The following is a 10,707-nucleotide window of genomic DNA, read 5'->3' on the forward strand; positions in this document are numbered from 1 at the left end:
GATTACGCTGCCTTCTTTTTGAATACAAATCGCGTTAAGCCAAAATAGGCAAGTACGGCAAGACCAAAAACCCAAAGGTAACTTGTTGCAGGTCCGTCGCCATTTACTGTAGTAAACATGCGCGACCAGCGAACTTTATTTAAACCAGATGCAGTACCATCTAAACTTAACCATACAAAAACAGCCTTTCCAACCACATGATCTTCGGGCACAAAGCCCCAATAGCGCGAATCGAGTGAATTTCCACGATTGTCTCCCATCATCCAATAATAGTCTTTCTGAAAAGTATAAGATTTTGCAAGCTTGTTGTCGATATACACATCATTGCCAACTATTTTCACCAAATGCGGACCCTCAAATTCTGTGATTACCTTTTTGTAAAATGGCAGATTTTCAGGTGTAAGCGTTATCGTTGTTCCCGCTTTTGGGATGTAAATCGGCCCCATATTGTCGGCATTCCAGTTTAACTGACCACCAAAAATTCTAGAGTCGGTACCTTTTTCAATTCTGCGTTTGATGTCTGAAAAAGCTGAAAATGTCTTTAATTTTTCTGCACCTTCTTCTGTTAATGCACTGAAATAGATGGTGTCTCGGTTGTCGTTGGAACCAATTTGTTCGGTAGATCCAATGCTTTTCATCACTGCATTGATGTCCACTGGCTTGGTCTTATCGAGAGCGGCTTGATAAACTTGTTGAATTTTAGCACGTTCTGGATAAACGACAGCTTTGCCATTTATGTAAACAATTCCTTGTTTGATTTCCAATTTGTCGCCGGCAATACCAACACAACGTTTTACGTAATTGGTTCTTTTGTCGATAGGCTTATCGTATCTGCGATCAGCTCGCTCGTACATGTGAAATAACGTATCGCAAGGCCAGTTAAACACCACAATATCATTATTTTTTATGGTTTGAAACCCCGGAATTCGTACGTAAGGATATTGCAATTTGTTCTTCCACGAATCTTTATTAGCATCGTCGTACACGTAAGACTTAACTTTCGCCACCGGAATCGTATCGTGAACCATTGGGAACGAAACTGCCGACATCTGCGGCCGCGCTCCGTAATGAAATTTACTTACAAACAGAAAATCGCCAACTAAAAGCGTTTTCTCTAACGAAGAAGTTGGAATTTGAAAAGGTTGCATCACATACGTATGTACCAGAGTAGCCACCACAATGGCAAATAAAATCGAACTTACGGTATCTCCAGTTTTTGTTCGAGCAATTAGGCTTCTATTTTCTACGTAAGTTAAATTAGCAACGTAGTTAAGATAATAGAGGTAAAAGCCGAAAGTCAATAAAGTTAACCAGGTATCGGAGAGCGTGTTTTTACCAAAACTACGCGCTGTTTCTACCCAAATAACTGGGAACATTATTAGATTAACAACAGGTACAAACAGTAAAATCACCCAGTACGTTGGGCGATTTATTATTTTCATCAAAACGATGGCATTGTAAATCGGAATGGCAGCTTCCCAAGCTTTACGGCCGGCTCGAACGTATAGTTTCCAAGTACCTAAAAAGTGAATTATCTGAAAAATGAGAATTACGATAAGCCATTCACTAAATGTCATAGTCTAAATTGTATTAAGGAAAAATGTCTTCGTTTAATCGTAAAACATCTTTCATGGTGTAAATTCCTTTCTTGTCGTTTAAAAATTCGGCAGCTAAGACGGCGCCGTGTGCAAAGCCTTCGCGATTAAAAGCAATGTGGCTTATTTGCAATTGGTCGATATTCGACGAAAATGTTACATAATGCGTTCCTGGTACAGCATCTTCGCGAATGGCGTTTATTTTTAAATCGGTTTCTTGCGTGGGTTCTAAACTCCACTTGTCGTAACGTGTGTTGCTAATCACCTGATTCGCCAAACTAATTGCTGTTCCACTGGGTGCATCAAGCTTTTGCGTATGATGAATTTCTTCTAACTCGATTTTATACTCGGGAAATCTTCCGATGAGTTTACTGGCAAATTGGTTTATTTCGAACAATAAATTCACGCCTAAACTAAAATTCGAACCGTATAAAAAAGCAGTATCTTTTTCTTTACACAACGCTTCCATTTTATGGTAATCAGCCAACCAACCTGTGGTTCCTGAAACTACCGGAATGCCTAACATCAGTGCTTCCGAAATATTGCTAACTGCAGTTTCCGGTGTGCTGAATTCAATAGCTACATCGGCTGTTTCTAAACCCGAAAATGATGTGCTGCTGTTCTTTCGTAAAACAATCTCGTGACCGCGATTTTGTGCGATAACTTCGATGATTTTACCCATCTTTCCATACCCAAGCAGTGCTATTTTCATCAGAATTGATATTGAAGTGTCAAACCTATATTTTGCGCATTTGAAATCTCAGAAGGAAATATTTCTGGAATCACAGTGAGCGTTTCATTGACATTATATTGCTTTAAATGCGCATCAACATTGGCGTCGATGATGTTCAATACATACAACCCCACGGTCACCAATAACGATAAATCGCGATTGCGCTGAAACGTTCGTTGCGCATTAATCAACGTTTGGTCGTTGTATTGTCCTAAGAATTGATCGGGCTGGCCGGCAAGTCGCTGTTTATACGCTGTACGAAATTTGTGATATTCGTTGTTGTTTCTTTGGTGAAGAAAAAAACCGGTCCCTATAGCTCCGTAAACCAACGGAATTTTCCAATATTTTTTGTTGTACGCCTGTCCTAAACCAGGTAAAATCGCCGAATAAAATGCAGCTCTAGTAGGTCGTAACGGATCAATTTGTTGAGGCTTGAGCGTATCTGGCAGTTTTAACGGTGTGCCAGGCCCTTGTGCGAAAGCAAACAAAGGCAAAAAGAGTATTAATATGTAAAAGAATCGCTTCAAGAGCCTTGTAGTAATTCGAGAATTCGCGCTAAGTCGGCTTCCGATTTAAACGGAATGGTAAGTTTACCTTTACCGTTTGCACCTACTTTCACATCAATCTTCACCGCTATTTTAGCTGCCAAGTCCGAAACTTTGTCCGTATGCGGTGTAACACTGGGCTTTGGTGCTTTTCCTGTTGCGGTTTGTTGTCCTTTTTCCTGATATTCTTTCACCAATTGCTCGGTTTCGCGAACGGAAAGATTTCGAGAAATGATTTTCTGGTAAATGTCGGCTTGATCGTCTTGGTTTTCTACCGAAATCAATGCACGGCCGTGTCCCATTGAAATAAAACCATCGCGAATACCGGTTTGGATAATCGGATCAAGTTTTAACAATCGTAAGTAATTTGTGATCGTCGAACGCTTTTTACCAACACGTTCGCTCATTTGTTCTTGCGTAAGCTGAATTTCGTCGATTAAACGCTGATACGACAATGCAATTTCAATCGGATCTAAATCGTGACGCTGAATATTCTCTACCAAAGCCATAACCAACGATTCGTTGTCGTTGGCTAAACGAACATAAGCCGGTATCGTAGTCAATCCAGCAATTTTCGATGCGCGCATACGTCGCTCGCCCGAAATCAACTGATACTTGTTAAAGTCGAGTTTTCTTACGGTAATGGGTTGAATGACACCAAGTTCCTTAATCGAACTCGCTAATTCGTTTAAAGCTTCTTCGTTAAAGTTACTGCGCGGTTGAAACGGGTTGATTTCGATAAAATCTAAATCCAACTCGATAATATTTCCAACTACTTGTTCGGCGTTCTTATCGTCGGCCGATTTAATATCGTTGTTCGGATCTTTCAACAATGCCGATAATCCGCGGCCAAGCGCTTGTTTTTTGATTGCTTTGGTCATACTAGCTAATCTTCTTTATAATTTCCTGAGCCAAACTCAAATAATTGGTAGCTCCTTTGCTTGTGGCGTCAAAATTAATGATACTTTCTCCAAAACTCGGCGCTTCACTCAATTTAACATTTCGTTGAATGATGGTCTTAAACACCATATCGGCAAAGTGTTTTTGAACTTCTTCTACAACCTGATTCGACAGTCGCAAACGCGAGTCGTACATCGTGAGTAAAAGTCCTTCAATATCTAAATGCTCGTTGTGAATTTTTTGAACACTCTTAATCGTATTGAGCAATTTTCCTAAACCTTCCAACGCAAAATACTCGCATTGAATCGGAATAAGTACCGAATCCGCAGCTGTTAATGCATTTAAGGTAAGCAACCCCAACGAAGGTGCGCAATCAATGAGTATGTAGTCGTACTTTTCTTTAATTTCCGCAAGCGCTTCCTTAAGCATGTACTCGCGATTTTCTTTGTCAACCAACTCAATTTCAATCGCCACCAAGTCGATATGCGCCGGAATCACATCCACGTTCGGAGCGGTACATTGTTGTATCGCTTCTTCCGGTGTGTTGCTGTGTTCTAAAATTTGATACGTACCAATTTCTACCTGATCCACATCAATACCTAATCCCGAACTGGCATTGGCCTGTGGGTCGGCATCTATCAGCAATACTTTCTTCTCCAAAACACCGAGCGCCGCAGCTAAATTCACAGTGGTTGTGGTTTTTCCAACACCGCCTTTTTGATTGGCGACAGCAATTATTTTACCCATTCAGTAGTCTGATTTTTGTGGCGTAAAAGTACGATTATTTACCGCGTAATCAAGTCTAATTTGTTAACCAAGTCGCGTTTTATTAACCAATTTCAAAATTGTTTTAAGTCATTGATTACAAGTCTTTTTTTAGTAAACAATTCCTTCATGTTCTAATAACAAGTTCGTAATCAATACTTCCTGTGGCTCTTTTTTTAAATCAGATTTTTAAAATTCTGCATGCAACCTGAAATCCAAATATTTTTTCTTTAATCGGGGTCACCCATTGTCTGTTTAACTCGATTTTTTAGCTTTTATCATCGCTTCGAGCATGTCCCACATATCCGCCGGAATTTTCTCCAACAAATTAAATTGTCCAGCGCCTTGCAACCACTCGCCACCGTCAATAGTAACTACTTCTCCGTTTACATAACCAGCAAAATCCGATACCAAATACGCTGCTAAATTGGCCAATTCCTGATGATCGCCCACGCGTTTTAACGGTACTTTTTTCGACATGTCGAACTGCTGCGCTAAATCGCCCGGCAACAACCGATCCCATGCACCTTTGGTCGGAAACGGTCCCGGAGCAATCGCATTCATGCGTATGCCGTATTTCGCCCATTCTACCGCCAAACTACGCGTCATCGCTAAAACGCCTGCCTTTGCAGTAGCGCTCGGAACTACATATGCCGAGCCTGTCCACGCATAAGTAGTCACAATATTCAACACACTTACGTTGGTTTTCTTTTCCGAAATCCAGTATTTTCCTGCGGCGAGCGTACAATTTTTCGAACCTTTCAAAACTATATCAATAATCGTATCAAATGCATTTGCCGATAAGCGTTCGGTGGGCGATATAAAATTCCCAGCGGCATTATTCACCAGTACGTCCACACCCCCAAACTGTGCCACAGTGGTCTGAATCATCTGTTCCACTTGGGCGTAATCCCGAACGTCGCAGGCAACCGCTAAACATTTTCCTCCGGTTATAGCCGACATTTCTTCTGCGGCAGCGGTAATTTTTTCTAGGTTTCGCGAGGTAATAACCACCTGTGCACCCAATTCCAAAAAGTAGGTACTCATGGCCTTTCCCAAACCACTTCCGCCACCTGTAACTATAATCGTTTTGCCTTCTAAAGCGCCGTCGCGCAGCATTTTATCTGAATATCCCATCTGTGTTTATTTTTTCACAAGATACAGTTTTACGAGAAAAATAGTTTTTCTGTTGCCGATTTTTATTTGGGCAAATCCCTCCGCCTTTCTGCATCCGCCCGTCGGGTCGCGCTTTCCGTTGCAATCTGCTTTGTCCCGCCCGCAATTCCCCGACGCAAAGCAGGATTTCCACTGCAATCGCTTTTGCGGAAAATCGTTACCGAAAATTCGTTTCCAGCAGTAGGTTTAATACGAATTCACGTTAATTTTACCAACAAATTGACCAACTGTGGATGCCACCTCAGATTTTTTAAGTTCCGACGCCGCACAACGAATCAAAGATTTGCGTAAATCCAAAATCGATGTGCAGCAATTGCAAACCGATTTGCGCTCCGGCGATCGTGCGGCTTTAAGTCGGTGCATCACACTTATCGAAAGTAGTTTGCCCGAACACAAACTCGAAGCGGCACAATTACTTAACACACTAGAAGCCAAACAAAATACGGTTCGTTTAGGCATTACCGGCGTTCCGGGCGTTGGAAAAAGTACGTTTATCGAAGCGTTTGGTTTGTACGCCATTTCAAAAGGTTACAAAGTGGCTGTACTGGCGGTCGATCCGAGTAGTCAGCTGACGCGCGGCAGCATTCTCGGAGATAAAACACGCATGGAAGAGCTGGTAAAATCCGAGTCGGCGTTTATTCGTCCGTCGGCATCCGGAACTACCTTGGGCGGTGTCGCGGCAAGTACCCGAGAAATTATTGCACTTTGCGAAGCGGCAGGCTACAACTTTATCATCATTGAAACCGTTGGAGTAGGGCAGAGCGAAACTACTGTAGCCGACCTAACCGATTTTTTTCTATTACTACACCTCGCTGGAGCTGGCGACGAACTGCAAGGCATTAAACGCGGCATCATGGAAATGGCCGATTTAATCGTGATCAATAAAGCCGATGGCGCAAATGTAAAACCTGCTAAACGCGCACAAGCCCAACTCCGAAGTGCACTGTCGTTATTTCCGCCCAAAACGAGCTTCTACGAAAGTAAAGTGCTTACGGCGAGTGCTTTGGAACACAGCGGTATTTCCGATGTATTCGATGAAATTACAACCTATTTTGAACAAGCAAAGGAAAACGGACATTTCGAAGGGCATCGCAAAAAACAAGTGCTTAAAGCCTTTCAAAGCATGATTGAACAGGCGCTGCTCTTTGATTTTAACAATAATCCAAACGTAAAAGCCAAATGGGAAACGGTTGTAGTCGATTTAGAAACCGGTAAAATTACACCTCGAACAGCGGTACAACAATTGTTGGAATTGTATCGTAACGCTTAATTAATCTTCGTAGCGCTTATTTACTCGTCGTAACGCGCAATTTCACGGTCGTAAAATTCGGTCGCTTCTACGATTAAACGTTCTAATTCTTCGCTCAATTCTTGTTCCTCGGCTTCTTCAATATCGTCGATAATTTCCACTTCATCGTTTCGTAAATTAATTACAAAGCGCGGAAAATCAAGATGAATTACAAAAATATCGTCCGGAAAATCGGTATTATCGCCAAGTACAAATTTGGGTAGTTCCATAGAGTTAAAGTTTAATGTGAAGGCAGTACGCTTGCACTGTCAGGGTTGTCAATTTTATTGTTGATAATGAATTTCTTACTCAAATATAAAAATCTGGCGTACAACAAAAAGGCGGCTGTTGCTAAACTTCCCAACAATCCGAACCAAATCCCTTCTGCTCCGTATTCGAGCTTGATTCCCAAATAATAACACAGCGGAAATCCAACGATCCAGTACGCCACAAACGTAATGTACATCGGAATTTTAACGTCTTGCATGCCGCGCAAAGCACCCAGCACAACCACTTGCATACCATCGAAAATCTGGAAAAAAGCAGCAGCTATCAATAATTTCGCGGCAATGGCAATTACTTCTGTGTTATCGGCCAATTGTGTATTGTTTTCCATATTTAAAAACTGCTCCGGTAAAATCTGGTGTAACGCAATGAACACCAAAGCAAAGACAATTTCGATGAAAACAGTCAGTAAAAAAACAGATTGCGCCACCAACCGAAGTTTCTTAAAATCTTGTGCTCCAACGTAATTGCTCACACGAATCATGGCCGCAGCGCCCAATCCAACCGCAAACATAAACGTTAGCGAGGCCAACGAAAGCGCTATTTGGTTTGCCGCTTGTGCATTGGTTCCGATAATGCCACTCAACCAAATGGCAGCCGTAAATAAAAGTACTTCGAACAGCATTTGCGCCGCCGACGGTATGCCAATGCGAACTATTTTTCGCGTAATTTCTCGGTCAAACGAAACCGTAGGCAAGGCATCGAAATACTCGCGCAAGCCTTTCGAATAACGCGTAATTAGGTGCATAAACACAACCATGAGTATGCGCGAAATCACCGTTCCAATAGCAGCGCCGATAATTCCTAACTTCGGGAAAATCCAAATGCCGTAAATCAATACATAGTTCAAAATTACATGCGCAACATTGGCAAGAATAATGGCGTATAACGAGTATTTAGTTTGCGACATCCCATCGGCAAATTGCTTGTAACCTTGATAAACAATCAACGGAATCAGCGACAAGGCAACGTAATCGATAAACGGCTCTGCTAAGGCAATTACTTCTGCAGGTTGGTTGAGTTGGCGCAACAGTGGTTTCGAAAGAAAAACAACGCCAAAAAGTAAAACACCAAGTACGCTACATAGTAGCAATCCTTGCTTGAGCGCTTTTACTAAAGTGGTTTTATCGTTTGCAGCATCGGCAGCGCCAACAATAGGCGTTATGGCCGTCGAAAATCCGATTCCGAGCGACATCGCAATAAATATCACGCTGTTTCCCAATGAAACGGCAGCAAGTTCGGTGCTTCCCAGCTTTCCGACCATAATATTGTCGGTGATGGAAATTAAGGTGTGTCCAACCATTCCCAACATCACCGGATAAGCCAGTTTCAAGTTGTAACCAAACTCTGCAAAATACTTTTTCATAGCAACAAAAATCGGGCAAAGATAGCGCACTGTATTCCGACTATCGGTCATTAATATCATAAAACTTAAACGAAATTGCGTAAGACTAAGCTTTAAAAAAGGCGGTTCTTTGCAGCTCAGACCAATACTATTTGGTTTACTTATATGAAAAATACTTTACGCTCTTTTTGTTTGGCTCTTGTAATCGGATTTTCAGCACCAAGCGTTTTTGGTCAAGAAACTATCGCAACGGCAATTGAAAACTACGATCAGGGCTTTCGACTCGGATTTGGATTGAACGGTGGTTTGCCACTAAACGATCCGTATGATTTCTCGCTAGGCGGCGATGTTCGCTTGCAATACGACTTAACAAAAAAAACTTCTTTAACCCTAACAACGGGCTTTACTAACTTTTTCGTTAGCGGAAAAGACAACGATTTAGGGTTTATTCCCTTGAAAGCTGGATTCAAAGTTTTTGTGTATGAAAATGAGTTTTATTTAATTGGCGAAGCCGGCGCTGCTTTTGCCGTGACCAACAATTACGATAAAACTTCTTTATTGTTATCGCCTGGAGTAGGTTATGCTACCAAAGTGATCGACTTTAGTTTACGTTACGAATATTTAAAAGATTTTATCGACGAATCAGGCGATGAAGGTATCGGGCAAGTTGTGGCTCGTGTAGCCTACGCTTTTGAGTTGTAGAAAACTTTTTCCACCATTCCAATGTTTTCAAAAGCCTCTCTCGGGAGGCTTTTGTATTTTTGACCACATGAAATTTACAGCAATTCAAAATTTTGGGACTGTGCACGGAATACACTCGTCTTCCGGTTTGCTTTGGTTGAACGATTATCTTTTCTGCATTAGCGATAATTCTGATTTTCTTTTCAAAATAAATCCGACGAATTATACTTTCGAGGCGATTCCCACTATCGAAAATGCACAACATTGGGTCGAAAAAAAGCACAAACGAGATTACGAGATCATTTATGCAGATTCGGAAGGTATTCACCTCTACGGCAGTGGTTCCAAAGAAAAGCGAAAGATAAAAACCTCGTTTGCTGACCTTGAAAATCTCGCCATCAGCAGCGAGTGTTTGCTGTACGATGCTATTAGCAGTCGCGGTATTTCTGAAGACGATTTGAATTTGGAAGCGCTTTGTAAACACGGCGACACGTACTACATTTTCAATCGCGGAAACGGTCCGTCGAAACAAAACCGCATCTTTAAAGCGCATCAATTACCGGACGGAGCTTTTGAAATCGTTTCAGAACACGACATCCAACTTCATTTCAACAATCTCGATTTCACCTTCACCGATGCGTGCGTTTGCAACGACTTTATCGTATTTACTGCTGCCGCAGAAGCTTCGGATTCCACCTATCTAGATGGCGAAATTGGCGGTAGTTTACTTGGCGTTTTAAAAATCGATTCCCTGGAAGTGCTTTACACACAAATCGTTTCCCAAGAACATAAATTCGAAGGAATTAGCTGTTACAAAAGTTCCGAAACTACTCTTCATTTCTATCTCGCCGAAGACAACGACCGCAACGACGGCGAATTAACGGTATATGGAGTGGATTTAGAGATTTAAAGATTTCGAGATTTAAAGATTTCGAGATTGAAAGATTGAAAGATTGAGAGATTGAGAGATTTTGAGATTGCTTTCTTGCTTGAATCTACAACGCTGCTAATTTTTCCAATTTCTTTGCGGCTAAAAATCCGTTGATGTCTTCGAAGTGTTCCACGACGCGTTTGTTGGTGAATTCGAAAACTTTTGTAGCCAAGCCGTCCAAGAAATCACGGTCGTGTGAAACTAAAATCACTGTTCCTTCAAAATCGCGCAGAGCTTCTTTGATGATGTCTTTGGTTTTCATGTCTAAGTGATTCGAAGGTTCATCCAAAATCAACAAGTTTACGGGTTCAAGCAAGAGTTTGATCATCGCTAAACGTGTGCGCTCACCACCTGAAAGCACTTTTACTTTTTTGGTAATATCGTCGCCGTGAAACATAAAAGCACCTAGCAAATTCTTGATTTGCGTACGGATGTCGCCTACCGCAATTTGGTCGATGGTTTC

12 protein-coding genes are annotated in these 10,707 nt (G+C 41.7%); 3 read left to right on the top strand and 9 right to left on the bottom strand.

Going from position 1 to position 10,707, the window contains the following annotated elements:
- Positions 1 to 2: 2 nt before the first annotated feature.
- The 6 genes from lepB to ACOVQQ_RS05770 form a co-directional block, all read right to left on the bottom strand.
- Complete coding sequence (lepB, locus tag ACOVQQ_RS05745) at positions 3 to 1,577, bottom strand: signal peptidase I (RefSeq protein WP_421817348.1); 1,575 nt, start codon at positions 1,575 to 1,577, stop codon at positions 3 to 5.
- Between the two features lie 13 nt (positions 1,578 to 1,590).
- Positions 1,591 to 2,307: a 4-hydroxy-tetrahydrodipicolinate reductase gene (gene dapB / locus ACOVQQ_RS05750; protein WP_421817349.1), complete on the bottom strand. Its 717-nt coding sequence runs from the start codon at positions 2,305 to 2,307 to the stop codon at positions 1,591 to 1,593.
- Positions 2,307 to 2,855: a DUF5683 domain-containing protein gene (locus ACOVQQ_RS05755; RefSeq protein WP_421817350.1), complete on the bottom strand. Its 549-nt coding sequence runs from the start codon at positions 2,853 to 2,855 to the stop codon at positions 2,307 to 2,309. The genes dapB and ACOVQQ_RS05755 overlap by 1 nt, the downstream gene beginning before the upstream one ends.
- On the bottom strand, positions 2,852 to 3,754 hold the full coding sequence (locus tag ACOVQQ_RS05760) for a ParB/RepB/Spo0J family partition protein (protein WP_094487468.1): 903 nt from the start codon (positions 3,752 to 3,754) through the stop codon (positions 2,852 to 2,854). The genes ACOVQQ_RS05755 and ACOVQQ_RS05760 overlap by 4 nt, the downstream gene beginning before the upstream one ends.
- A 1-nt stretch (position 3,755) precedes the next feature.
- Positions 3,756 to 4,520, bottom strand: a complete 765-nt coding sequence (locus tag ACOVQQ_RS05765; RefSeq protein WP_421817351.1) for a ParA family protein — start codon at positions 4,518 to 4,520, stop codon at positions 3,756 to 3,758.
- Between the two features lie 273 nt (positions 4,521 to 4,793).
- Complete coding sequence (locus tag ACOVQQ_RS05770) at positions 4,794 to 5,675, bottom strand: SDR family oxidoreductase (RefSeq protein ID WP_421817352.1); 882 nt, start codon at positions 5,673 to 5,675, stop codon at positions 4,794 to 4,796.
- A 268-nt stretch (positions 5,676 to 5,943) separates the two neighbouring features.
- On the opposite strand from ACOVQQ_RS05770, the gene meaB reads away from it, so the two are divergent.
- Positions 5,944 to 6,984: a methylmalonyl Co-A mutase-associated GTPase MeaB gene (gene meaB, locus ACOVQQ_RS05775; RefSeq protein WP_421817353.1), complete on the top strand. Its 1,041-nt coding sequence runs from the start codon at positions 5,944 to 5,946 to the stop codon at positions 6,982 to 6,984.
- A gap of 20 nt (positions 6,985 to 7,004) precedes the next feature.
- On the opposite strand, the gene ACOVQQ_RS05780 is transcribed toward meaB, so the two are convergent.
- Positions 7,005 to 7,232 (bottom strand): hypothetical protein, encoded by a 228-nt coding sequence (locus ACOVQQ_RS05780; RefSeq protein ID WP_298144023.1) that lies wholly within the window; start codon positions 7,230 to 7,232, stop codon positions 7,005 to 7,007.
- An 11-nt stretch (positions 7,233 to 7,243) separates the two neighbouring features.
- Positions 7,244 to 8,653, bottom strand: a complete 1,410-nt coding sequence (locus ACOVQQ_RS05785) for an MATE family efflux transporter (protein WP_421817354.1) — start codon at positions 8,651 to 8,653, stop codon at positions 7,244 to 7,246.
- A gap of 144 nt (positions 8,654 to 8,797) precedes the next feature.
- Here ACOVQQ_RS05785 and ACOVQQ_RS05790 point away from each other — a divergent pair, with 144 nt between their 5' ends.
- Positions 8,798 to 9,334: a hypothetical protein gene (locus tag ACOVQQ_RS05790; RefSeq protein WP_421817355.1), complete on the top strand. Its 537-nt coding sequence runs from the start codon at positions 8,798 to 8,800 to the stop codon at positions 9,332 to 9,334.
- A 67-nt stretch (positions 9,335 to 9,401) separates the two neighbouring features.
- A complete protein-coding gene (locus ACOVQQ_RS05795) occupies positions 9,402 to 10,223 on the top strand; it encodes a DUF6929 family protein (protein ID WP_421817356.1) in 822 nt (273 codons plus the stop codon).
- An 85-nt stretch (positions 10,224 to 10,308) separates the two neighbouring features.
- On the opposite strand, the gene ACOVQQ_RS05800 is transcribed toward ACOVQQ_RS05795, so the two are convergent.
- Positions 10,309 to 10,707 (bottom strand): ATP-binding cassette domain-containing protein (locus ACOVQQ_RS05800; protein WP_421817357.1); only part of this gene is annotated, 399 nt, incomplete at its 5' end.

It is taken from the genome of Flavobacterium sp., assembly GCF_049240005.1.
GTDB lineage: Bacteria > Bacteroidota > Bacteroidia > Flavobacteriales > Flavobacteriaceae > Flavobacterium.

What these genes read in the sequence shown, in the direction of transcription:
- lepB (WP_421817348.1), bottom strand. Translation starts at nt 1,577, where the DNA reads ATGACATTTAGTGAATGGCTTATCGTAATTCTCATTTTTCAGATAATT.
- dapB (WP_421817349.1), bottom strand. Translation starts at nt 2,307, where the DNA reads ATGAAAATAGCACTGCTTGGGTATGGAAAGATGGGTAAAATCATCGAA.
- ACOVQQ_RS05760 (WP_094487468.1), bottom strand. Translation starts at nt 3,754, where the DNA reads ATGACCAAAGCAATCAAAAAACAAGCGCTTGGCCGCGGATTATCGGCA.
- ACOVQQ_RS05765 (WP_421817351.1), bottom strand. Translation starts at nt 4,520, where the DNA reads ATGGGTAAAATAATTGCTGTCGCCAATCAAAAAGGCGGTGTTGGAAAA.
- ACOVQQ_RS05770 (WP_421817352.1), bottom strand. Translation starts at nt 5,675, where the DNA reads ATGGGATATTCAGATAAAATGCTGCGCGACGGCGCTTTAGAAGGCAAA.
- ACOVQQ_RS05780 (WP_298144023.1), bottom strand. Translation starts at nt 7,232, where the DNA reads ATGGAACTACCCAAATTTGTACTTGGCGATAATACCGATTTTCCGGAC.
- ACOVQQ_RS05785 (WP_421817354.1), bottom strand. Translation starts at nt 8,653, where the DNA reads ATGAAAAAGTATTTTGCAGAGTTTGGTTACAACTTGAAACTGGCTTAT.
- ACOVQQ_RS05790 (WP_421817355.1), top strand. Translation starts at nt 8,798, where the DNA reads ATGAAAAATACTTTACGCTCTTTTTGTTTGGCTCTTGTAATCGGATTT.
- ACOVQQ_RS05795 (WP_421817356.1), top strand. Translation starts at nt 9,402, where the DNA reads ATGAAATTTACAGCAATTCAAAATTTTGGGACTGTGCACGGAATACAC.